This window comes from Chitinophaga varians (assembly GCF_012641275.1).
Lineage (GTDB): Bacteria > Bacteroidota > Bacteroidia > Chitinophagales > Chitinophagaceae > Chitinophaga > Chitinophaga varians_A.
This window is the reverse complement of record NZ_JABAIA010000001.1, coordinates 45,199-66,153: the sequence shown is the minus strand read 5'-3', so window position 1 is coordinate 66,153 and position 20,955 is coordinate 45,199. Positions and strand designations below refer to the sequence as shown.

The following is a 20,955-nucleotide window of genomic DNA, read 5'->3' as shown; positions in this document are numbered from 1 at the left end:
GGGAAAATGAATCTTTGAAAGAATACTGTAGCTTTGGTTCCCTATGGCAAAAAAATATAGTCAGCTCAGGGCCGGTCTGGTGATGGCCCGTGCCAGCCTGATTGCTACCCTGCGTAGCCCTACTTCGGTTGTATTCGCCCTATTGTTTCCCATCATTTTTGTGACGGTGTTCGGTGCAATGGTTGATAACACAGCGGTGAAAATCCCGGTGGCCATCGCTCCCGGCAGTGATACCAGCAGCCCGGTATACCGGGCTGTAAAAGATATCAGCATCTTCAGCCTGTCAAAAGAAACAGATTCGCTGGCACAGCTCAACGCCCTGAAAAAGGGTCGGATAGCCGGCATCATCCGCATACCTGCGCCGGTGATGACCGCCCCGGTGCCGCAATATGGCCTTACCCTGCTCAGCTCCGGTGCGGTGGCCGATAAAAGACCGCTGGTACAGGCGGCGTTGCAGGAGGTGACCAGCCGTATCAACCAACAGGTGCTGCAGGGGCAACCGGTGGCTGCAAAGCTGGACGTGGTCACTATTCCCGGCCGTGTATACCGGCAGATCGATTTTATCCTTCCCGGCCAGCTGGGCTTTTCTTTGCTGATGGCGGGCGTGTTCGGCTCTGCTTTCCTGTTGTTCAACCTGCGGCATACGCTGGTGCTGAAACGTATTTTTGTGACGCCCGTTAGCCGCGCTTCGCTGCTGTTCGGTGAAATGATGAGCCGCCTGGTGTTCCAGATCATCTGCTTTATCATCATCACGGCGCTGGGTTACTTCGCATTCGATTTCACCCTGGTCAACGGTATCCTTACTTTCCTGGAAATGTTGCTGCTCTCTGTATTCGGCCTGGTGATCTTTACCGGCATCGGCTTTATGATCAGCGGCGTTATCCGCAACGAAAGTTCTATTGCGCCGGTGGCCAATACCATCACGGTGCCGCAGATATTGTTGTGCGGCCTCTTTTTCCCGGTAGAGAACTATCCCGTATGGCTGCGCACCTTCTGTGAATACCTGCCGCTCACTTTCTTCGTGGACGGCCTGCGGAAGATCGCCTTTGAAGGCGCACATATCTGGCAGGTGCCGGTGCAACTGGGCGGACTGACCGTATGGGCCGCTATTGTTGCAGTGCTGTCTGTGAAGATGTTTAAATGGGAATAAAGCTGTTAATTGACTTCCAGCTCATTCATGGACGGTAATTTTGGGAACGGCGCATGTGGCTCCCGCTGATACCAGAACACCACGCTGCTGATATCAGATTGTTGTGGCAGGTAACGGCCGCCGCTGCGCCAGCCAAGGTCCTGTATGGTCACCTTCAGTTCTTTTTCAAAACGGACAGGGTCCATAATATGCCAGCGGTACAACCCGAAACGTTGCTGCGATTTATACAGTCCGTCCGGACGGATGACCTGTGGCAGCCCGGCATAGGGCGTTGAGAACTCCTGGTATTTCCCTTTGAGGTCAAAGTTGTAGGAGCCGCAGAAATAGTCTTCTGTGCCGGTACCGCAGATGGTGGGATATTTGCCGTCGCCGTCCATAAAAAACTTGATTTCCCCTTCGCCCCACCAGCCGTTGTTGTTCACACCCCAGGCAAGATAAGTACCTACATATTGCCCTTTGCCACGGATGCCGTCTACCAGGGTGTAGCTGGCGTCTTTTACCGGATTGCTGCGCCGGAACTGTGCATGGAAATAACCGGCATCTTCAGGAACGGTGGTCAGCGTATAGTCGATCTGGTAATACAGCGTCATTTTTTCAGTATTGATATTTTCCATGGTGATCCGGCATTTTTTGCGGAAGGGCATAGACCAGTAGCAGTTGAAAGCGCTGCCGGGATTGACGCATACCGCGAGGGAATTGAGATGGGCGTATTCGCCCCATCCCATGCCAAAAAAGTCACCTACCGGCACTTCCACGGAAGGGGTGGTTTCATCGTCCCAATAGAAGCGGAGAATGGAATAGCGCCAGTTGCCGGTGGGTGTCATCCAGATGTGCTGGATGGCGCCGGGGCCGTTGATTTCAGCCAGCGTGACGGTTTTGCCGGGCTCTATGAAGATATAGGGATTTACCTTCCAGCCTTGTCCCAGTTCCCGGGCAGCATGACGTGCATTGCCCTGCTCCAGGGTGGCCATGCCGCCTTTGCCGGCTTCTCCGGTGAAGTTCTCCGGGCTGATGGACCGTGTTTTGGCATCTGACAGGCGGGAGAGATTGCCCATGTTCATGTCCAGGCCGTTGAAGGGTTGTTGGGCGTAGGCCGACAGCTGTATACAGGCTGCAGCCAGCAGAAAGAAGAATTTTTTCATGTCGTGGAATTTAGGATTTTGCAGCAGTCTGATTAAAAGTAAGGTTAAACGTTTTAGTATGCAAGCACTGCCCGGATTTTTTTATGGATGGTATGCAATACCTTTGCCGCCTTGCCGTTAACATGACGAAACTGAACGACCGTATGTACCGTATTGCTTTACACAGCATGCTGTGGTTGCTGTTGGTGATGACCACTGCCTGTAATATAAAAACAGACCTTTATCAGCATTACTGGACCATGGATGTGAACAGTTATATGAACTACAGGGACCATGTGGTCAGCCGTGAGCCGTTTACATCACTGCCCAGTAAAATGATTGACAAGGTGCGTGATTTCCGTTATGGAGACCTGCTGTTTACGGGAGATGCACATGACACGTTGCGTTCGCCCAACGGCTGGGGCAAAAGCATTTCTTTTTTGTATGATGATGAAGCCCGTACCAGTAAAGCAGGTGTGGAAATGGAGGAAACGAACCTCGTCGCCAGTCCGCGCAACGTAGCTATAGTGAAGCAACTGACAGTACTACTGGGCACTAACGTTGACCGATATACGGACGGGAAAGACAGTGTATACATCTGGACCGGCAAACCGGCTGACGGGCAGGCGGTCGTACTCTCTCAAAGCCATGGTGGCAGCCCCTTCGCCGGTTTTGTTACTACACGCCTGTTTATGATCAGGCAATCGGCCGTTATCCCGGCCACTCATACCACTGCATTTGATAAGATGGTCAATGCCCTGAAAGGAAACAAATATGCTGTCAACGGTGCGCGATAAACACCGGCACCTGATGTGCGCGCAGCGTATCTTCCACAAAGCTGCGCCGGAATATTCTCGATAACAGGGAACGGCCGTAGGCGCCACTCACCACGATAGGGTTGGGAATATCATTCAGCCAGGTGCTGAAATATTTTTCCGGGATGGTATTGATGGCTGTTGTGGTCACATTGGGAAAATGCTGCTGCACCAGTTCCTGTATGCCCGATGCATCCGGAAGCGGGGCATCGTGGGCATTGCCATACAGTAACATGGTTTTCAGCTCGCACAATTTTGGGAACAGCGCTGCAAAACTCTTAATGGCAAACACGGAAGAGGCGCTGCCGTCGTAGGTAAGGATCACGCTTTCCGGAAAGGCGGCATTTTCAGGTACTGCTATCAGCGGGCATGCCGACTGGTGCAAGGCGCTGCCCAGGAAACCACCGGGGCCATATAACAGATCGGCATAAAATTTTTCACTGCTGAGCAGCAGCAGGTCAGCAAAAAGAGATTCTTTCCGCAGCACTTTCAACGCATCCTCCTTCATGTCATGATGCTCGATATGATGGATATTATATTGATCGCACAAGTCCTGGAAAGTCTGCAGGCTTTGCTGGATGGAGCTGGCTGCATAATTTTCAATCAGTGGTATGAACACCGACGTGTAATTGATATCTTCCGAGAAGTCGAGTTCCGGTAAAAAGACCCCGCATAAAGTGATAGCTTCCATTTCGTTGATTGTACGGGCAAACCGGAATGCCCCTTCGGGGAAATGGCCATCATCGATGGCCAGCAGTATCTTTTTCATCTGGCATCATTTATAATACACTGAAAAATAACCTGTATCAAAGGTCGTATGCCTGTCGGCCGAAGGCAATGACGGATATCATTGAGGGGGCTGATTCCAGTCATAAATCAGGAGATGCCGCTGTTCTAATTTGTGCCGGATTACTATAAATAACGGACGATGAAGGACAAGTTGGAGGAACTGCGGACACAGCATGATTCACGTAAATACCTGCTAAAGGTCCTGGAAGATGAGAATATTCATTTTAAGCTCAAGCTGGCCCGGATTTTATCGACAGATTTTGACCACAGGGAGTTGGGCCGGCTGGAGTATTTCCAGAGCCGGTTTCTGAAAATGGACGAGCAGATTGCCCTGCTGCGGCATGAAATCAGTGAGCAGCAGGACAAGCTGGCATTGGTGCATACCCCGGCAGCCCTCAAAGAAGCCACCATCTCGGAACTGATGATGGAGAGGCGGTATACCATGGTGCAACAGCATTTTGATATGCTGAATGCTGACTTCAGCCATTATGTGAGGCAGGCTTTCCCGTTGGTTTAAGCCAGGATGCCGGCCAGTTTTTTTTCATTCAGGATCACCACGGCCCCTTCTTTAATTTCGATCAGTTGTTCATCCCGGAAATCGCTCAGCGTGCGGATCAGCGACTCGGTGGCGGTACCGGCAATGTTGGCCAGATTCTCCCGGCTGATATTGATCACCAGGGGCGTGCCTTTGGGCGGATTATATTTTTTGAGCAGGTTCAATAATGCCTCCGCCACTTTTTTACGCAGGGAGTTATATGCCAGTCCCAACAGCTGCTGTTCTTTGTCGCTGATATTTTTAGCCAGCATTTTGATAAGTTGGGAAGCTACTTCATGGTTGTTGTTCAACAATTCCTGAAAATCGCTGGCCGGGATAACAGCGATCTCACTTTCTTCCATGGCCACTGCTGTGTCTTTATACAACGAGCCTTCCAGCAAGGCGTTATAACCGAGGAAATCACCTTCTGTATAGATATCCAGTACCAGTTCTTTGCCCTGGTCGTTGGTCTTGCAGGTTTTTACCTTTCCTTTCTGTACATAGAAGAGGCGGGTGGGGTGGTTACCTTCCGTATAGATCACTTGTTTTTTGCGGTATTTGTCGATGTTGCGGCCTTCGGCCAGTGCTACCATCGAGCCTTTTCCGGTAGCCTCCAGCATCAGCTGGTTCATACCTTCCAGGTTGGGCGGGAATTCTTTTTGACGGATGGCAGCTTTACGAAGCCTGTTTTCCACGGTTTCCCACAATTCTGTGCCACTGAAGGGTTTGGTCAGATAGTCGTCTGCGCCCATGCCCATGCCTTTGCGGAAATCGGCCCGCTCGGTTTTGGCGGTAAGGAAGATGAACGGCGTATCTTTAACGGCTTCATGCTGCTGCATGAGGTGCAGTACGCCAAAGCCGTCCAGCACAGGCATCATAATATCACAGATAACGAGGTCGGGCTTATGTTCCAGCAGTTTCTCAAAGCCTGTCATGCCATTCTCTGCGGTCAATACATGATAACCGGCAATAGCCAGGATATCTGAGGTATTTTCCCTCAATTCTTCATTGTCTTCTATCAACAAAATCGTTTTCATATTAAGGAATATTTATAGGATCAGCAGGGAAGGTGATAGTGAATACGGTGCCTTTGCCCAGCTCGCTGGCACAGGAGATGGCGCCGTTCATCAGCTCACTGTATTTCTGTACGATGTGCAGTCCAAGGCCGGTGCCCTGTATGTTGCTTACGTTGGTGCCCCGGTAAAAACGCTCATAGAGATGTTGCTGGTCGTCCTGCGACATACCGATGCCATAATCCTTGACCATCAGGGTGAACAGGTTGTCTTCCATGCGGGTAAATAGTTCTATGGTACTGTCGGCAGCGGAGAATTTAATGGCGTTGCCGAGCAGGTTCATCGCAATATGCCGGAGCAGCGAAGTGTCCAGCCAGCAGGTTTCTTCACCGGTATGTTCATAAAGGATGTTTTGTTTTTCCTTGATGATGCCCTGCATTTCCTGTATGATGGTCTGGAAATAATCTTTGATCTGGAACATGGAATAACGTGCCTGCATCTTGCCTTCTTCGATTTTACCGACAGACAGGAAATCGTTGAGCGTATCTGTCAGAAAACTGACAGCGTTCACGATGCGCTGAATGTGTTTGTTGCGTACCGGCTGTTCGCTTTCCGCAGCATAGTGTTTTACCAGGAAAGCAGACGAGAGGATGGTGCTCAGCGGCGTTCGGAATTCATGAGAGGCCATAGACACAAAGCGCGATTTGAGGTCGCCCAGTTCCTTTTCCTTGCTGAGCGCTATAGTCAGGTCTTCCTTGGACGCTTCCAGGTCGGCCAGTGCTTTCACCAGTTGCTGGGTGCGTTCCTCTACCATGCTTTCCAGCTCATTATTGAGTCTTTCGATGCGTTCCTCCGCTTTTTTTCTTTCCGTGATGTTGCTGATATAGGCGATCACAAAATGTCCTTCTTCGTTGGAATAGTGGCTCAGGCTTATTTCCACCGGGAACTCGGAGCCATCGCGGCGGACGGCGAAAAGGTCCAGCCCGATGCCCATCGGCCGGCTTTGCGGGGAGGCGTTGTATCTGTCACGGTGGCCAATATGTTTGTCGTGCAGGCGCCGCGGGATAAGTTTTTCTACTTTCTGCCCTGTCAGCTCTTCCCGGCGGTAATCGAACTGGGAGAGGGCGAAGTCATTGATCAGTGTGATATCGCCGTCCTGGTTGGCCACAATAATGCCGATGCTGGCGTAGTTGAACAAAGCGCCAAACCGCTGTAATTCCTTGCTGAGCTGCAGTTTATAGCGGCGGTCTGACTGGCTGTCAGTGATTCTGAAGAAACAGTACTGTTCTTTTTTGTGTTTGAGCACCATTTCTTCATAAAGGCCGGTATAGGTTTCGCCTTGCATGTTTTTCCACTGTATTTCCTGCAACAGCGGTTCTTCGGAGGAAAAGGCGGCGCCTTGTACGGCTTTGCCGGTGCCCAGTTTGTTTTGTTCCATTAACAATTCCAGCGAAGGGAAATCTTCGGTGCCCAACATCCGGATACCAGTATCATTGATGTATTTCAACCGTCCGGAGGCTATTTCCCTGACGGCCACCAGGCCGGGGGTGCGCTCCATAACGGCGGTAAAAATGCTGAGCTGCAAGTCGATGTCCAAATCGCTGACATGTAGGTTCATGGCCATGTGTCTTATGAATAACCGGGTGAATCGCCGGAAAGTTAAGGATTTATGCGGTGGTGGCAAAGTATATGACCACTATCATCCTCCCCCCTGACTGATCTCATTTCAGAAGGAACGATGGCGGCGTAATATTGTATCAGCATTTAAAGCTATGGTTATGCAGATCTATATTAGTGAAGAAGCCATTATTTCCGATATACAGGAGCGGTTTCACCAACTGTATCCCCGGCTGAAACTGGAGTTTTTCCGTAAATCAGCCTTACCGGGAGAATGCTGTGATATGAAAGATAAGTTCGCCTCCAATACCCCGATCGAAAAAATCAGGATACTACACAGCTTCGGCTGGCTGGATATCAGCCATTACCGCACTGCACTGGCGGTGGAACATGACCTTAGATGCCTCTTCGGCCTGCATGGACACATATTTCATAAAGCCGGCGGGCTTTGGTTGCAAACCACTACTACCGGCCATCTTACACTGGAAGAATTAAATGCCGGAGATGCGGAGGAAGCTACTGCTTTCCACATGCCGGAAGAACCTGAAAACGAATAATACACTTGTTTATGGAAAAGATATTATTTGTAACAGATGCCGTTTGTATGAGCAAAAGTTGTCTTGACTTTGCCTGCTATCTGGGTAACCTTACCCATTCGCGGCTGACCGGCGTATTCCTGGAAAACCAGGCCATGGAGCTGCGCTCGGTGGAAGATATCCGTGAAAAAGGTGTGATTGCGCCTGTACCGGGCGCCCGCATCGAGCAGCAGAAAGAACTGTACCGCGATGAAAACATCAAACGTTTTCAGCGTCACTGTGAAAACAGCGGGGTAAACTGCTCCATTCATCAGCATACAGGTATTCCTGTTAAAGCGGTACTGAAGGAAAGCAGATACGCTGACCTCCTGGTGGTGGACGCGTCCACCTCTTTCTCCTGGCGTCCTGAATCGGCGCCTTCCGCATTTGTGAAAGAAATCCTGGAACAGTCTGAATGCCCGGTGATCATCGCGCCGGAAAATTTCGACGGAATAGATGAGATTATATTTACCTACAACGGCAGCCCTGCTGCTATGTATGCCATCAAACAATTCACCTACCTGCTGCCGCAATTGTTCGGGCATAAGGCCACCGTGCTCAGTGTTACGCCTAAAGGTCAACCTGTAAAGGGAGACACGGAAAAACTGGAAGAATGGTTGCATATGCACTACCCCGACAGCTCCCTGCTGGTATTGGAAGATGATAATGTGCAGGCAAGGTTGCTGGAGCATCTTTTTATGAAAGAAAAAGTGATGATCGTCATGGGTGCATTCGGAAGGAACCAGCTGTCCAACCTGTTCGTGCCCAATCCCATGAAGCCGGTCGTGAAGCTGGTCAGCCAGCCTGTTTTCGTCGCCCACCATTAACATTATAAAAAGTTATCACCATGAAAAAGATGATTGCTGCGGTAGATGCCCTGCATTTTTCACCGTCCCAGCTGGCCACCTTCCGCTATTTTGCCCGGGAACAGGACGCGCGGCTTACGATCATATGCCTGGATAATTTCTCCGCGGAAATGGCCCCTATGACCAGCATGTACCCTGAATGTTATGCGATCAATTACGCTCAGATCACCGCTGAAGGCAGGGCCGCCCTGGAATGGCAGCGTACCACCAATATCCGCAAGCTGGAAGACGCCTGCGCGGAAGGTGCTATCGGTCTCAGGATTGTGGAAACCAACGGGTACCCGGTACAGGAAATCGTAAAGGAAAGCCGGTTTGCAGACCTGTTGCTGCTTAGTGCGGACACCTCCTTTGGCAGTTTGCCCGACACGGTCCCCACCCGCTTTGTAACAGAAACACTGGCCGGTGCGGAATGCCCTGTGATGGTGATGCCCGGTGAATTGTCTGTCATCAGGGAGATTGTATTTTCTTACAACGGCACTTTTTCTTCTACCTATGCTATCCGGACGTTTACAACGCTGTTTCCGGAATGCAGCAACATCCCGGTTAAACTGCTGTATGTGGAAGAAAAGGGACATCATCACATCCCTCATGAAGAGAAAATCATTAACTATCTGTCCCTGCACTATGACCAGGTGACCACGGAAGTGCTGACCGGTGATCCGGCCACAGCTTTTCTGGCCTACCTGATCCGCCGGAACGACTGTATTGTTACCTATGGCGCCTATGGCCGCAGCGGCGTGTCCCGCTTTTTTCACCGCAGCGATGCTGAAAATGTGTTGCGCACAGTGAATATTCCCATTTTTATTACACATCCCTAGCTACCATAACAGAACAGACGGGCGGTATCCGCTGTTATTATTGCAATCATTACCTGATGAGCAACCATAAGACCGGAGGCCTGATGGAGCTTCCACTGGACGACATAAAAAAGGCGATCGGATTTCTGCCTGAAGGGTTATCTGAAGAAGAGGCGGAACGGCGGCGGAACAGGTTTGGATTGAATGAAGTAAAGGAAGAAAAACCACTATCGCCCTGGCGGCGGCTGTGGCGAAGCCTGCAAAACCCGCTGGTGATCCTGTTGACCATACTGGGACTTATTTCCCTGCTGACCGCCGATGTCCGTTCTGCTATTGTCATCTTTTTGATGGTGATATTAGGCGTGGCTATCCGTTATGTTCAGGAGATGCGGGCAGACAAAGCCGCTGAAAAACTCAAGGCGTTGGTGAGCACGCACGCAACGGTATGCCGTAACGGAACTGACCAGGAAGTGCCGCTGAAAATGCTGGTGCCGGGCGATATCGTCCGCCTCGGCGCCGGAGACATGATACCGGCAGATGTAAGGCTGCTGAATGCCAAAGATCTTTTCCTCAACCAGGCGGTGCTCACCGGTGAATCCCTGCCGGTGGAAAAAACGGCGGTCCCGGGAACTATAGCGGGCGATACGGCCTTCAGTAACAACAACTGTTACCTCGGCACAAACGTGGAAAGCGGTTCTGCTACAGCGCTGGTAGTGCATACCGGGGAAGATACCGATTTTGGCGCCCTGGCGGCACATATCAACAGCCAGCAGGTAGTGACCAGTTTCGATAAAGGCATCAACAGTTTCACCTGGCTCATGATCCGTTTCATGATCGTGATGGTGCCTGCCGTATTCATCATCAATGGCCTGAGCCGGCATAACTGGCTGGAAGCATTTTTGTTTGCGTTGTCAGTGGCGGTAGGGCTTACGCCTGAAATGCTGCCCATGATCGTGACGGTGAACCTCTCTAAAGGCGCCATGGCCATGTCCCGTAAAAAAGTGATCGTAAAAAAGCTCAACGCCATCCAGAACTTCGGCGCCATGGATATCCTTTGCACCGATAAAACCGGCACGCTGACGGAAGGCCGCATCGTGCTGGAACAATACCTCAATCCGGAAGGCGATACCGACCAGAAGGTGCTGGACTACGCTTACCTGAACAGTTATCATCATACCGGCCTCAAAAACCTCATGGACGAAGCGATCCTTGATCATGAAGAGTTGGCGGCTGCCTTACAGATCCGGGAGTCATTTCATAAAATAGATGAAATCCCGTTCGATTTTGTGCGTAAACGCATGTCGGTGGTACTGGAAAATAAGGAAGGGAAGAATATACTCATCTGTAAAGGCGCGGTGGAAGGAGTGATGGAACAGTGTACGCAGATGGAGGTCAACGGCCAGGTAACCGCCATTGCGACGGAGCAACGGCAACATTGCATTGAACGGGTGTCTGCGCTGAACGCACAAGGGTTCCGGGTGGTGGCGCTGGCGTACAAATGGATGCCAGATGCGCCCGATGAACCGGTATATAGTACAAAGGATGAAACAGGCCTCGTCCTGTCCGGTTATCTCGCCTTCCTCGACCCGCCCAAGGCCACAGCTTCTGAAGCGCTGAAAAAGCTGGCCACCCTGAAAGTGGATGTCAGGATACTGACAGGGGACAATGAGACAATTACGACTTACATCTGCCGGAAAGTAGGCGTGAATGCCGACCGTATTTTGACCGGCCCGCAGATAGAAAAGATGACGGACGAACAGTTGGCGGCTGATGTGTTGAACTATCATGTATTTGCGCGGCTGGCGCCCCTGCATAAGCTGCGTATCATCAAAGCCATCCAGCAGAACGGCCATGTGACCGGTTTCATGGGCGACGGTATTAATGATGCGCCGGCGCTGAAGGCCGCTGACGTGGGCATATCCGTGAATACCGCCGTGGACATTGCCAAGGAAGCTTCAGATATCATCCTGCTGGAAAACAGTTTACTGATACTGGAGCAGGGGGTGGCAGAGGGCCGCCGTGTTTTTGGCAATATCATCAAATACATCCGCATGGCGGCCAGTTCCAACTTCGGCAATATGTTCAGTGTAGTGGGCGCCAGCGCTTTCCTGCCATTCCTGCCGATGTTGCCCATACAGGTACTGATCAATAACCTGCTGTACGATTTTTCACAAACAGCCATTCCGACTGATAATGTAGATGCCGGCTGGCTGGTGAAGCCCCGTAAGTGGACGGTAGGGGAGCTGCGGCGCTTTATCCTGGTGATAGGGCCTATCAGCTCCATTTTCGATTATGTTACATTTTTCCTGCTGCTTTACGGTTTCAATGCCTGGCATAATCCCGCGCTTTTTCATACCGGCTGGTTTGTCGAATCCCTGTTTACACAGACACTGATCATTCATGTGATCCGTACCAACCGTATCCCTTTTATCCAGAGCAGGGCCAGCTGGCCGCTCACGCTTACCTCTATAGCCATTGTGCTGGTGGGCGCCTGGCTCACGGTGTCCCCGCTGGCGGCAACGTTTGGTTTTGTGCCGCTGCCGGCAGCCTACTGGGGCTGGCTGGCGCTGATATTGGTGGCTTACGTGGCACTGACGCAACTGGTGAAGAACTGGTTTTACCGTCGTTATGAAAAGAAACCCGCCTGATTATTAATGTATGGCCATTTCCGTTATAGCCTGCTGCCCTTCGGGCAGGATGTACAGGAAGATGCTTACCAGGACGAGAAACCCGATATTGACGGCGGTGGCTACCTGGTAGGCGTTCATATAAACAGCAGGAGAAGGGGCATCGCCCAACAGGCTGAAAAAGATACCGCCGGTAACGCCAATACCCAATGCCACGGCTGTTTGCTGGAAAGTGGAGAAAGTACCGGAAGCCGCACCGGCAAAATGCACCGGGATGCTTTTCAGCGCCATGGTCAGCAGGGAAGGCAATACGGAGCCGCAACCGGTGCCATAAAAGAAAAGCGTGGCCAACAGCACGGCTTTCGGCATGGACGCAGTGCGGAAAAACACCAGGTGCATCAGCAGGGATACGATCATGATCAGCACACCGCCCTGTAACACTCTTTTACCATAACGTTTCACCAAAGGGATGGATAACAGTGACGCCACTACGTAGCCTACGCCCTGAAACACAAAGAGGATGCCCGTTTCAGAGGAACTATATCCCAATCCGGTTTGCATGAAGATGGCATTGATCAGGAAATAGGAGTCCTGTACCATAAAATAAAATAATACGGCACACAGCCCGATGTTAAAATCTTTATAGGAAAACAACCGGATGTTGATCAGCGGGTTTTGCTGCGCTGCCAGCTTACGCTGCTGGTCATAGCCGAAAAGCAGCAGTACGGCCACTGCCCCGGCGAGCGACAAAATGCTCCACAACGGCCATCCTAACTCACGGCCACGGATCAACGGATATACCAGGGCAAACAGCGCTACGGTGAGCAATGCTACGCCGCTGACATCAAATCGGCCTTCCCGGTGCTGCGTCGTATCTTGAAGATAACGGCCCGCCAATGCCGCTGCTGCCAGTCCCAGTGGCAGATTGATCAGGAACAACAACCGCCAGCCTTCCACCATCCAATGCACGTCCGGTAACAAGCCACCGAGGAACTGGCCGATCACGGAGGCGGCGCCGGCAATACTACCGTAAATGCCCAGCGCTTTAATGCGTTCTTTGTGTTCGGGAAACAGAATATGTATGTAACTGATGCCCTGTGGTATCATAAAGGCGGCGCTGGTGCCCTGGATGAACCGGGCCGCATTCAGCTGCCATGCCGTCTGTGCCATGCCGCACAACAGGGAGCTGAACGTAAACACCAGCATAGACACGATAAAAACCCTTTTCCTGCCATAGTGATCGCCCAGCCTTCCGCCCGTGATCAGGAACGCGGCATATCCCAGCAGGTACAGCGCAATGATCAGCTGCATATCGGATTCACTGCCCTGCACGCCCTGACGGATAGAAGGCAACGCAACGTTCACAATAAAGATGTCAATGACAGCCAGAAATACCGAGGTAGATACGATCAGGAGCGAGAGCCATTTCAATTGTAGTCTGTTCATAATGTCCAATTTGTTAACTTTATTGCTGCCAAAGTTGAGGCGGACAGTGAACTGTAACAAGTAGTTTAAAGAATAATACCTGGTATGAAAAAAAATACTATTGATGATAGTCAGTTAGATACACAGTCGGAGAAAGGCATATGGGAAGAAGAAAATAACTGTGCCATGACAAAAGCCATGAAGGTGATCGGTGGAAAATGGAAGCTGCTGCTGCTTAACGCCATCCGCAAGGGATGCCCCCTGCGCTTCGGTGAGCTGCGCAACAAAATGAAAGACATCACCCATGCCACACTGACGATGCAGCTGCGTGAACTGGAGCGCGACGGTATTATCGAAAGGAAAGTATACGCTGAAACACCACCGCGCGTGGAATATAAACTCACCGCCATCGGTATAAAACTGGTGCCCACTATTCAGGCGCTGTGTGACTGGGGCGATGAATACCATGCTTTACAGGGGCCTAAAAATTGTTAGATGACGGCATTCGACCAGTATAAGCCCACCCTGTTCGCTGTTGCTTATAAGATGACAAAAAACGCCATGGACGCAGAAGATATCCTGCAGGACGTATTCCTGGCGTATTCCCGGCAGGACGCGACAACTATTGCGAACCCGGAAAATTACCTCGTCAAGGCAGTGATGCATCGCTGCCTCTCCCTGCTGGAAGCCCGTAAGAAGACCGTTTACCCGGGCATCGATCTGCCTTCGCCTTTATTCCAGGAACGTTTTTCGTATATCCATGACCGGGATATTTCATTTGCGTTGCTGATTTTATTGCAGACACTGAACCCACTGGAGCGGGCCGTATTTATCCTGCGGGAAACACTGAGTTATGACTATGGCGAAATAGCAGCCATCCTCACGTTGGAGCAGGACCACTGCCGGCAGCTGTTTCACCGTGCCAAAGAAAGGATTGCAGCGGGCAGGCGGCGTTACGCGCCCGCGGACGAACAACGCACAGCCCTGTTCCACGCATTCCTGGAGGCATGCAGCAGCGGGGACACCGCCAGGCTCATGACATACCTGAAAGAAGATATTACCATCTATTCAGACGGTGGCGGAAAAGCTACAGCTGCGCAGGTGCCGCTGATAGGCCGTGCCACCGCTGCAGCTTTCCTCCTGGGGATATACGCCAAACAAAACGAAAAGCTCGCCTACAGCATGACCACCATCAACGGCGAGCCGGGCCTCATCTGCTACGATGCCGCCGGTGCCGTGGATACCGTCATACTCGTGTCTGTGGACGAAGAAGGCGTACAGACCGTTTATTTTGTGCGTAACCCCGATAAGCTCCGTTAACCACCAAAAGACTGCCGGATAAACTGCTCATTGGCCGGTGGCATGTGCCGCCACCGGAAACCATTGGTAAAGCCGGTTATGATCAGTGCCGCCGCCAGCAGCCCGGTAACGGCAATGGCCCGTGACCAGCGCAGGGAACCGGTTTTGATATAGTGTATGGCGGCCACGTGCAGCGAAATAGCGGATACCGCAAAAAAGTAATACGGTATAAAAAAGAAAGTGGCCGGATGAATGTTCAGCCCCGCTGCCGCGAAATAGAAATTAGTGTCCAGCCCCAGTGTGCGGCCATACAATACCGCGCCTACATGAAACAGCAAAAAGAAAGAAAGGTACAACCCTGAATAAACCTGTATTTTCTCTGCCGGGGTGCTTCGCCGCCGCGTAAAAATCAACAGCAGTCCGGTGATCACCTGGAAGGCTACCGCCGCCAGCAACAATGCCTCCACTGCCGGATGCCGGTATACGCTGCGGAAAGCCTGCATCACAGCGATATGCGCATGCTCTCCCACAAGAGATGCCAGCTGGTTAAAAAGATGAAAACTGATGTATACTGCCAGGGTAAGGCCTGACCAGTAATGTCCCGCTTTGGTGTAAACTGTAACTGTGCTTTTAGTCATAAAAAAATCCATTTCACCAGGGACAGACATCGTGGACTTTTTGTGACAGATCAGGTAAAATATTTTTTTATCATCCCCCGAAGGGGAAAAATAACAAACATGGTTATGACCGTAACAACTGTTGTTTAGCGGCTTTAAACGCTTCAATATCTTCCCAGCTGCCGGTGTTAAGAATATCCTTTTTGCTGCAGGCCCCGCGTCGCGCCATGGATACGCCCAGTTTCACAAAATCAAAATGGGAAAGCGTACGGGCGTCACTGTTAATGACCAGTTTTACGCCTTTGCGTACGGCCTTGCGTACCAGCTCATCATTCAGGTCTAACCGGTTGGGCCGCGAGTTGATTTCCAATGCGGTACCGGTGCGGGCGGCGGCGTCAAACACAGCGTTCCAGTCTGCCGGATAAGGAGGCCGCATACCGATCATTCTGCCGCTGGGGTGGCCTATGCAATGAACATACGGATTTTCACAGGCTTTGATGAGCCGGTCTGTATTGTCCCTGGTAAAATCGGTGTGGATGGACGCAATGACCCAGTCAAACTGCTGCAGCACTTCCGGGGCCAGTTCAGGTTCCCCGTTTTCCAGTATGTCTGTCTCCACGCCTTTTTTGATGTACCCAAACCCCATCTGGTCATTGATACGGTCTATTTCCGCCGCCTGCCTGAAAACGTCCGCAGGGGGCAGCACGTGGTTAGGCCGTTTTGCGGAGACATGGTCGGTAATAACGATATACTGGTAATGCGGAAAGGTATGTGACAGGTATCTGGCGATGCCGGCGATACTTTCTGTGCCATCGCTCCAGTTGGTGTGTATCTGCATGTCGCCTTTCAACTGGCTGAAGGACACCAGCGGCGGAATTGACTGAAGGGCCGCCATGGATTGGTGGTCTTCCCGCAGTTCCGGTTCCAGGTAACCAATACCCAGCTGATGGTAGATATCTGTTTCCTGTTCCCCGGCCACATATTCCCCGGTCTGCATGTCTACCAGTCCCAGTGGGCCCAGGCGGAAGCCTTTTTGGGCGGCCATGCTTTTCAGGCTGTCACCGTATTGCGTAGATCCGGTATAATAAAGCAGGCTGGCGCCAAAGTATTTGCGGGTGGCGAGCCGGATATCGGCCTGAAGCTGGTTGCGCAGTATAAGGCAAATATGATGGGGACCTGTAGCGATGATGCGCTCTGTTTGCGCCATCCGGGCAATTTTATAGAGCAGTTTCCGGTGATCGGCTTCGCTCAGTTGCAGTAATATATCGATATCACCGATGGTGTCTTTGCTCCTTCGCAGGCTGCCGGTGAGCGTGGCCTTTTCCACTTCCGGGAACTGGCAGAGCGCCCGCAGCAGTTCTTCTCCGGCCAGGCGTGCGTCCCACAGGGGCACACGGCTGTCGGCGGTTTTATTTAGTTTGAACGCCCTCCTGATATTTTTTATCTGCGCCGGTTTAAGTCCTTCCACTGTTTCCAGTCGCCCGTTGATAATGGCGGTTATCACGTCTTTTATACTGTTGACGCCCAATTGTTGCTGTATAGCCTGCACGTCCCGGGGAGTGATGTCCCGGATACGTCCCAGCGGGGCCAAAGGGGCCGGTATGGGTGGACTGTTTTTAAGATGAGATTTCATATTTAGTCCGGTTTTAATCACTACTAAATTAGGAGGATTCAGGCCGGCATTATATGACGGGTATTATCCGGCAGGCTGATTATGGTCAGGATAACGTACAACTGATTACGGTCAATATTTGTTATGAGTAGTGTCATTGTAGAGATGCCGGAAAGCAGGTAGTTTAGGACAATAAAACAGCGCGATGAAATACATAGGTAAACTCGCCGTGGAACTTGCAGTGGTGATATTGCTGCTATGGGTTTTGTGGACGCCGTCCCACCATTTTAAAGTGGAACGCCCGGAAACTTACGGAAAGGCTGCTTTTCCTGAAAAAGAGGTGATCATCAACAAGTCCGGTCCGGTAAGCGCAGCTGTTGATACACTGGCGTACCGGCAAAAGATGCTGCGGCTGCTGCACGACTCTGCCGCGGCAGGCTGGCCTTATCAACGGGATTATCCACTTGCAGGCGCGCTCTTGCCTTTTCACCGGATTGTGGCCTACTATGGAAATTTTTATACTCCTAAACTGGGCGTGCTGGGTACCGTTCCTGTAGATACTATGCTGGCGCAGCTGGCCGCCACAGCGGCGATGTGGCAGGCGGCAGATACGTCCACACCGGTGCTGCCGGCTTTTCACTACATCGCGGTGACTGCGCAACGAAACCCCGGCAAAGACGGCAAATACCGGATGCGTATGCCGGCATCAGCTATCAGCAATGCACTGGAGACCGCTGCCCGCGCACATGCGCTCGTTTTCCTGGATATACAGCCGGGCCACAGTACCCTGCAGGAGGAACTGCCGGTGCTGGAAAAATACCTGCTACGGCCGGAAGTGCATCTGGGCATAGACCCGGAGTATTCCATGAAGTATGGCCAGCCTCCCTGTTCGGTCATCGGCACTATGGACGCGGATGATATCAACTATGCCAGCTCCTGGCTGGCAGACCTGGTGAAGCAACATCAGCTGCCACCTAAAATACTGGTGGTACACCGCTTCACACAGGGTATGGTGACCAACTACCGCAACATCCGCCTGCAACCCGAAGTACAGATCGTGATGGACATGGACGGCTTCGGCGGAGTGGCTAAAAAAAAGGACACTTACCGGTGCTGGATCGCCCACCAACCAGTGCAGTTCACCGGATTTAAACTGTTTTACCAGGTAGATATCGCTACCGGCGGCCACCTGATGGGGCCCGATGAAGTGCTGGGCCTTTTCCCCCGACCGATTTACATTCAATATCAATAACCATGAAACGGCTCATTGTCATTTGGTGCTGTTGCCTGTCACTGACAACCACCGCTCAGCAGTTGCCCGTATTGTGCTACCACAATATCACCACCGCGGGACAGCATAAGAACGATTTGTTGCATATTGACCGCGATCAGTTTGACCGGCAGCTGAAAACGCTTTCAGACAGCGGTTACCACACTATCCTGCCCGATGAGATGGTGGCCCTGATGGCGCAGCATAAACCATTTCCCCCGCGCGCCTGTATCATCACCTTCGATGATTCCCATGATGTGCATTATTCGGTAGCGGCGCCCTTATTGCAACACTATCATTTTAAAGGCGTGTTTTTTGTGATGACAGTTACGCTGAACAAACCACATTACCTGTCGGTCGCAAACGTAAAGGCACTGTCAGACGAAGGGCATGTGGTGGCCAGTCACACCTGGGACCATCCCTTTCCTGCCGGATATAAAGACTGGAACAAAGAACTGGTAACGCCGCGGCAGCAGCTGGAGAAAATCACGGGCCGGCCGGTATGGTATTTTGCTTATCCTTTCGGCGCGTACAACGACAGTATCATCATGCATGTGAAGCAGGCGGGCTATAAAGCGGCCTTCCAGCTCAATCGCCTGCCGGTAGCGGGGAAGGAGCTGTACACCCTGCGGCGCCTGATGGTAGACGGCCGCTGGTCCGGAGCGCAGCTGCTGCATGAAATGGCCTTGTATGGAACACAATAAATGTTTGGTATGACACACAACATCCCTTCCACCATGCGTGCCATGGTCATGGAAAACAAAGGGCAGCCGCTGAGGTTGCAAATGTTGCCGGTACCTGCGCCCGCAGCCGGACAGGTATTGATCAAAGTAATAGCCTGCGGGGTATGCAGAACAGACCTGCATATCATCGACGGGGAATTGCCGGCGCCGGTTTTACCGCTCATACCCGGACATGAAATAGTGGGCGAGGTGGTGGCCCTGGGCGAGGGAGTGACGACCTTGTCGCCCGGAGAAAAAGTGGGCGTGCCATGGTTGGCGTATACCTGCGGACACTGCAAATATTGTTCGATGGACCAGGAGAACCTGTGTGAGCATGCGCTCTTTACCGGGTACAGCGTGAATGGCGGTTATGCGGAATATGTGCTGGCGCTGGCCGATTATTGTTTGCATGTCCCGGAAAACTATGTGCATCCCGGCGGAGCGCCGCTTATGTGCGCCGGCCTGATCGGTTACCGCTCCTGGCGGATGGTGCCGGAACATGCGCAGCATATCGGGTTGTACGGTTTTGGCGCAGCGGCGCATATCCTGGTGCAGATAGCGCAGTACCATTACAAGTCCATTTATGCTTTCACCCGGCCGGACGATAAAGCAGGAGAGAGCTTTGCCCTGAAGATGGGCGCTGCCTGGGCCGGCAGTTCACTCGATGCGCCGCCGGTACTGCTGGATGCCGCCATCATTTTTGCCCCGGACGGCTCACTGGTGCCACAGGCGCTTTCGCAGGTGGACAGAGGCGGTGTGGTGGTATGTGGCGGTATCCACATGAGTGATATTCCGGGATTTCCGTACCGGTTGTTGTGGGAGGAACGTGTCATTCGTTCTGTGGCCAATCTCACGCGTAAAGACGGCGAATTGCTGATGGAGGTCATTCAGCATGTACCGGTGGCCACCATTGTACAAACCTATCCGCTGGAGCAGGCCAATGAGGCATTACAGGCATTGCGGCACGGTAAGATAAAAGGCGCTGCCGTGCTGGTGATGTAACAGGCTTTATGTCAACAGGGTAGTGGGAGGCGTGTTGTTTTCGGTAGGTGGCTCGTCCTGCAGGTTATGGTTGTCTCCCGGAAGTTGTTTTTTTATTTTTTCCTTGAGATGATGTACGCGTTGTTGTAGTTCGTTAAACTCCTTTTCCACGGATGTTTTGAAAGATTCCCATTTTTCATCGGCCACTTTAGTGTCTTCTTTTACTTTTTGCCGTAGTTTGGCTTCATGTTTTTGGATGGAAGCTTTTTCTTTTTTATAGTCCGCCACAGCGTCTTTTTTCAGGCGGGCGGCATCACTTTCCATTTTTTCCTGTTCCCTGTCCAATGAGTCCAGGCTTGCCCTGGTGCTTTCTTTGATATGCCGGATGGCTTCGGCGGCTTTGCTTCCCTGCGCCTGCAGGTTGGCATGCATCCATATAAACGGGACAAATAGCAACAGCTTTGAGAGTGTCATGGGGTTATTATTTTGCGGGGTGATGAAAAATCGTTGTAAAGTAATAACAGGTATGGCGGGCTGAATGTTATAATTGCAGAGACAGGTTTAGATTGATTTTAATCAGGTTGAATGCTGACGGAACTCATTTTTCCCGTGTTGCGAACGCCGTAGGTTTGTTTAAAAAAGGAGGTACTTATGGCTACACAAACATTAACCAAACGTGGAGGTCTACCGTCTGTATTTGACGATTTTTTCCGTCCCTGGAAAGATTGGGCAACTGACTTATACGGTGTGCATGCATTGACTGTGCCGGCTGTCAATGTCACAGAAGACAAAGACAGTTACAAGCTGGCCATGGCAGCACCGGGATTAAAGAAATCAGATTTTAAAATCGAGCTGGAAGGCGGCATGCTCATCATCAGTGCAGAGTCTGAAAGCCAAAAAGAAGAAAAGAACGAAAAGTTCAGCAGGCAGGAATACAATTACAGCAGCTTTTCCCGTAGTTTCCATCTGCCGGAAGGGGTTAGCAAAGACAAGATAGAAGCACATTATGATGATGGTGTATTACGTATCCGGTTACCCAAAAGCGAAGACGCTAAAAAGAATGGTAAAAATACAGAGATCCCTGTGAAGTGACCGACCTTACTATAACGGATATACGAAAAAAT

21 protein-coding genes are annotated in these 20,955 nt (G+C 51.5%); 13 read left to right on the top strand and 8 right to left on the bottom strand.

Annotation, left to right across the window (positions count from 1 at the left end):
* Positions 1-43: 43 nt before the first annotated feature.
* Positions 44-1,150 carry an ABC transporter permease gene (locus HGH92_RS00260; protein WP_168868774.1) on the top strand — a complete coding sequence of 369 codons (1,107 nt, stop codon included), beginning with the start codon at positions 44-46 and terminating at the stop codon, positions 1,148-1,150.
* A gap of 5 nt (positions 1,151-1,155) precedes the next feature.
* On the opposite strand, the gene HGH92_RS00255 is transcribed toward HGH92_RS00260, so the two are convergent.
* Positions 1,156-2,292: a glycoside hydrolase family 172 protein gene (locus tag HGH92_RS00255; protein WP_168868773.1), complete on the bottom strand. Its 1,137-nt coding sequence runs from the start codon at positions 2,290-2,292 to the stop codon at positions 1,156-1,158.
* Positions 2,293-2,384: 92 nt separating this feature from the next.
* Between HGH92_RS00255 and HGH92_RS00250 the strand changes: the two genes are divergently transcribed.
* A complete protein-coding gene (locus HGH92_RS00250; protein WP_168868772.1) occupies positions 2,385-3,068 on the top strand; it encodes a hypothetical protein in 684 nt (227 codons plus the stop codon).
* On the opposite strand, the gene HGH92_RS00245 is transcribed toward HGH92_RS00250, so the two are convergent.
* Positions 3,052-3,855 (bottom strand): universal stress protein, encoded by an 804-nt coding sequence (locus tag HGH92_RS00245; RefSeq protein ID WP_168868771.1) that lies wholly within the window; start codon positions 3,853-3,855, stop codon positions 3,052-3,054. The two genes, HGH92_RS00250 and HGH92_RS00245, sit on opposite strands and share 17 nt — an antisense overlap.
* Positions 3,856-4,014: 159 nt before the next feature.
* Between HGH92_RS00245 and HGH92_RS00240 the strand changes: the two genes are divergently transcribed.
* On the top strand, positions 4,015-4,392 hold the full coding sequence (locus HGH92_RS00240) for a hypothetical protein (protein ID WP_168868770.1): 378 nt from the start codon (positions 4,015-4,017) through the stop codon (positions 4,390-4,392).
* Here the strand turns inward: HGH92_RS00240 and HGH92_RS00235 are convergent.
* Both HGH92_RS00235 and HGH92_RS00230 read right to left on the bottom strand, forming a co-directional pair.
* Complete coding sequence (locus HGH92_RS00235) at positions 4,389-5,447, bottom strand: response regulator (RefSeq protein ID WP_168868769.1); 1,059 nt, start codon at positions 5,445-5,447, stop codon at positions 4,389-4,391. The genes HGH92_RS00240 and HGH92_RS00235 overlap by 4 nt on opposite strands.
* A 1-nt stretch (position 5,448) precedes the next feature.
* On the bottom strand, positions 5,449-7,047 hold the full coding sequence (locus HGH92_RS00230; protein ID WP_247654796.1) for a sensor histidine kinase: 1,599 nt from the start codon (positions 7,045-7,047) through the stop codon (positions 5,449-5,451).
* 154 nt (positions 7,048-7,201) lie between these two features.
* Here HGH92_RS00230 and HGH92_RS00225 point away from each other — a divergent pair, with 154 nt between their 5' ends.
* From HGH92_RS00225 to mgtA, 4 genes are read left to right on the top strand one after another with little or no spacing between them, the layout of a single operon-like run.
* The gene (locus HGH92_RS00225; RefSeq protein WP_168868768.1) at positions 7,202-7,597 is read left to right on the top strand and encodes a hypothetical protein; all 396 of its coding nucleotides are present in this window, start codon (positions 7,202-7,204) and stop codon (positions 7,595-7,597) included.
* Between the two features lie 11 nt (positions 7,598-7,608).
* Positions 7,609-8,442 (top strand): universal stress protein, encoded by an 834-nt coding sequence (locus tag HGH92_RS00220; protein WP_168868767.1) that lies wholly within the window; start codon positions 7,609-7,611, stop codon positions 8,440-8,442.
* A gap of 20 nt (positions 8,443-8,462) precedes the next feature.
* Positions 8,463-9,299 (top strand): universal stress protein, encoded by an 837-nt coding sequence (locus HGH92_RS00215; RefSeq protein ID WP_168868766.1) that lies wholly within the window; start codon positions 8,463-8,465, stop codon positions 9,297-9,299.
* A gap of 56 nt (positions 9,300-9,355) precedes the next feature.
* A complete protein-coding gene (gene mgtA / locus HGH92_RS00210) occupies positions 9,356-11,926 on the top strand; it encodes a magnesium-translocating P-type ATPase (protein ID WP_211092498.1) in 2,571 nt (856 codons plus the stop codon).
* A 3-nt stretch (positions 11,927-11,929) separates the two neighbouring features.
* On the opposite strand, the gene HGH92_RS00205 is transcribed toward mgtA, so the two are convergent.
* A complete protein-coding gene (locus HGH92_RS00205) occupies positions 11,930-13,351 on the bottom strand; it encodes an MFS transporter (RefSeq protein ID WP_168868765.1) in 1,422 nt (473 codons plus the stop codon).
* Between the two features lie 84 nt (positions 13,352-13,435).
* Between HGH92_RS00205 and HGH92_RS00200 the strand changes: the two genes are divergently transcribed.
* Positions 13,436-13,825 (top strand): winged helix-turn-helix transcriptional regulator, encoded by a 390-nt coding sequence (locus HGH92_RS00200; RefSeq protein ID WP_168868764.1) that lies wholly within the window; start codon positions 13,436-13,438, stop codon positions 13,823-13,825.
* Complete coding sequence (locus HGH92_RS00195; protein WP_168868763.1) at positions 13,826-14,650, top strand: sigma-70 family RNA polymerase sigma factor; 825 nt, start codon at positions 13,826-13,828, stop codon at positions 14,648-14,650. It begins immediately after the preceding gene.
* On the opposite strand, the gene HGH92_RS00190 is transcribed toward HGH92_RS00195, so the two are convergent.
* Positions 14,647-15,267 carry a hypothetical protein gene (locus HGH92_RS00190; protein ID WP_168868762.1) on the bottom strand — a complete coding sequence of 207 codons (621 nt, stop codon included), beginning with the start codon at positions 15,265-15,267 and terminating at the stop codon, positions 14,647-14,649. The genes HGH92_RS00195 and HGH92_RS00190 overlap by 4 nt on opposite strands.
* A 103-nt stretch (positions 15,268-15,370) precedes the next feature.
* Positions 15,371-16,879 carry a DNA polymerase/3'-5' exonuclease PolX gene (locus HGH92_RS00185; RefSeq protein WP_168868761.1) on the bottom strand — a complete coding sequence of 503 codons (1,509 nt, stop codon included), beginning with the start codon at positions 16,877-16,879 and terminating at the stop codon, positions 15,371-15,373.
* A 184-nt stretch (positions 16,880-17,063) separates the two neighbouring features.
* Between HGH92_RS00185 and HGH92_RS00180 the strand changes: the two genes are divergently transcribed.
* The 3 genes from HGH92_RS00180 to HGH92_RS00170 are packed head-to-tail and all read left to right on the top strand — an operon-like array spanning position 17,064 to position 19,852.
* Positions 17,064-18,110 (top strand): hypothetical protein, encoded by a 1,047-nt coding sequence (locus HGH92_RS00180; protein WP_168868760.1) that lies wholly within the window; start codon positions 17,064-17,066, stop codon positions 18,108-18,110.
* 2 nt (positions 18,111-18,112) lie between these two features.
* Positions 18,113-18,832: a polysaccharide deacetylase family protein gene (locus tag HGH92_RS00175; protein WP_168868759.1), complete on the top strand. Its 720-nt coding sequence runs from the start codon at positions 18,113-18,115 to the stop codon at positions 18,830-18,832.
* Between the two features lie 9 nt (positions 18,833-18,841).
* Complete coding sequence (locus HGH92_RS00170) at positions 18,842-19,852, top strand: zinc-dependent alcohol dehydrogenase family protein (protein WP_168868758.1); 1,011 nt, start codon at positions 18,842-18,844, stop codon at positions 19,850-19,852.
* 6 nt (positions 19,853-19,858) lie between these two features.
* Here the strand turns inward: HGH92_RS00170 and HGH92_RS00165 are convergent, their stop codons facing one another.
* Positions 19,859-20,305 carry a hypothetical protein gene (locus tag HGH92_RS00165; protein WP_168868757.1) on the bottom strand — a complete coding sequence of 149 codons (447 nt, stop codon included), beginning with the start codon at positions 20,303-20,305 and terminating at the stop codon, positions 19,859-19,861.
* 177 nt (positions 20,306-20,482) lie between these two features.
* Here HGH92_RS00165 and HGH92_RS00160 point away from each other — a divergent pair, with 177 nt between their 5' ends.
* The gene (locus HGH92_RS00160; RefSeq protein ID WP_168868756.1) at positions 20,483-20,923 is read left to right on the top strand and encodes an Hsp20/alpha crystallin family protein; all 441 of its coding nucleotides are present in this window, start codon (positions 20,483-20,485) and stop codon (positions 20,921-20,923) included.
* Positions 20,924-20,955: the final 32 nt, after the last annotated feature.

What these genes read in the sequence shown, in the direction of transcription:
- HGH92_RS00250 (WP_168868772.1), top strand. Translation starts at nt 2,385, where the DNA reads ATGCAATACCTTTGCCGCCTTGCCGTTAACATGACGAAACTGAACGAC.
- HGH92_RS00245 (WP_168868771.1), bottom strand. Translation starts at nt 3,855, where the DNA reads ATGAAAAAGATACTGCTGGCCATCGATGATGGCCATTTCCCCGAAGGG.
- HGH92_RS00165 (WP_168868757.1), bottom strand. Translation starts at nt 20,305, where the DNA reads ATGACACTCTCAAAGCTGTTGCTATTTGTCCCGTTTATATGGATGCAT.
- HGH92_RS00190 (WP_168868762.1), bottom strand. Translation starts at nt 15,267, where the DNA reads ATGACTAAAAGCACAGTTACAGTTTACACCAAAGCGGGACATTACTGG.
- HGH92_RS00225 (WP_168868768.1), top strand. Translation starts at nt 7,202, where the DNA reads ATGCAGATCTATATTAGTGAAGAAGCCATTATTTCCGATATACAGGAG.
- HGH92_RS00260 (WP_168868774.1), top strand. Translation starts at nt 44, where the DNA reads ATGGCAAAAAAATATAGTCAGCTCAGGGCCGGTCTGGTGATGGCCCGT.
- HGH92_RS00200 (WP_168868764.1), top strand. Translation starts at nt 13,436, where the DNA reads ATGAAAAAAAATACTATTGATGATAGTCAGTTAGATACACAGTCGGAG.
- HGH92_RS00175 (WP_168868759.1), top strand. Translation starts at nt 18,113, where the DNA reads ATGAAACGGCTCATTGTCATTTGGTGCTGTTGCCTGTCACTGACAACC.
- HGH92_RS00240 (WP_168868770.1), top strand. Translation starts at nt 4,015, where the DNA reads ATGAAGGACAAGTTGGAGGAACTGCGGACACAGCATGATTCACGTAAA.
- HGH92_RS00230 (WP_247654796.1), bottom strand. Translation starts at nt 7,047, where the DNA reads ATGGCCATGAACCTACATGTCAGCGATTTGGACATCGACTTGCAGCTC.
- HGH92_RS00205 (WP_168868765.1), bottom strand. Translation starts at nt 13,351, where the DNA reads ATGAACAGACTACAATTGAAATGGCTCTCGCTCCTGATCGTATCTACC.
- HGH92_RS00220 (WP_168868767.1), top strand. Translation starts at nt 7,609, where the DNA reads ATGGAAAAGATATTATTTGTAACAGATGCCGTTTGTATGAGCAAAAGT.
- HGH92_RS00160 (WP_168868756.1), top strand. Translation starts at nt 20,483, where the DNA reads ATGGCTACACAAACATTAACCAAACGTGGAGGTCTACCGTCTGTATTT.
- HGH92_RS00215 (WP_168868766.1), top strand. Translation starts at nt 8,463, where the DNA reads ATGAAAAAGATGATTGCTGCGGTAGATGCCCTGCATTTTTCACCGTCC.
- HGH92_RS00235 (WP_168868769.1), bottom strand. Translation starts at nt 5,447, where the DNA reads ATGAAAACGATTTTGTTGATAGAAGACAATGAAGAATTGAGGGAAAAT.
- mgtA (WP_211092498.1), top strand. Translation starts at nt 9,356, where the DNA reads ATGAGCAACCATAAGACCGGAGGCCTGATGGAGCTTCCACTGGACGAC.
- HGH92_RS00185 (WP_168868761.1), bottom strand. Translation starts at nt 16,879, where the DNA reads ATGAAATCTCATCTTAAAAACAGTCCACCCATACCGGCCCCTTTGGCC.
- HGH92_RS00170 (WP_168868758.1), top strand. Translation starts at nt 18,842, where the DNA reads ATGACACACAACATCCCTTCCACCATGCGTGCCATGGTCATGGAAAAC.
- HGH92_RS00255 (WP_168868773.1), bottom strand. Translation starts at nt 2,292, where the DNA reads ATGAAAAAATTCTTCTTTCTGCTGGCTGCAGCCTGTATACAGCTGTCG.
- HGH92_RS00180 (WP_168868760.1), top strand. Translation starts at nt 17,064, where the DNA reads ATGAAATACATAGGTAAACTCGCCGTGGAACTTGCAGTGGTGATATTG.
- HGH92_RS00195 (WP_168868763.1), top strand. Translation starts at nt 13,826, where the DNA reads ATGACGGCATTCGACCAGTATAAGCCCACCCTGTTCGCTGTTGCTTAT.